The sequence below is a fragment of the Mesorhizobium sp. M7A.F.Ca.CA.002.05.1.1 genome (assembly GCF_003998335.1).
Classification (GTDB): domain Bacteria; phylum Pseudomonadota; class Alphaproteobacteria; order Rhizobiales; family Rhizobiaceae; genus Mesorhizobium.
The window spans coordinates 1-556 of record NZ_RZQI01001590.1; the positions used below are offsets into that span (position 1 = coordinate 1).

Genomic DNA, 556 nt, shown 5'->3' on the forward strand with positions numbered 1-556 from the left:
GGCCGCCGCTGCAAGATCAGCGTCCTCGAAAGCGATCACCGGGCCGTTGCCGCCCAGTTCCAGGAGCAGCGGCTTGCCGGCGCCGCGCTCGGCGATTTTCTTGCCGGTCGCCGCGCTGCCCGTAAAGCCGATTGCCGCGACGTCGGGATGAACCACGACGGCGTCGCCGGCGGTAGCGCCTTCACCGATGACCAGATTGATGACGCCGGCGGGAAGACCGGCGCCGTCGATTACCTCCATCAAGGCACAGGCGACCAGCGAGGTCGACGGGGCGGGCACCCAGACGATGGTGTTGCCGGTCGCAATGCCCGGTGCCAGATATTCGACGGGGATGTTGACCGGGAAGTTCCAAGGGGTAATGACTCCGTAGACCCCGCGCGGCTGGCGGATCGTCATGACGAGCTTCGTCGGATCCTCGGCGGGCAAGGTCTGGCCACCCAGCTGCTTGACGAGTTCGGATGCGAGCCGGAAGCCGTCGGCGGCCTTGCCGACCTCACCCATGGCCTCGGCAAGAACTTTGCCCTGCTCGGTCGACAGGAGGCGTGCGATCTTTTCT

General features: G+C 66.4%; 1 protein-coding gene. It reads right to left on the reverse strand.

The features are described from left to right. On the reverse strand, nucleotides 1-556 hold a 556-nt coding region (locus tag EN939_RS37210), incomplete at both ends, for an aldehyde dehydrogenase family protein (RefSeq protein WP_127272139.1).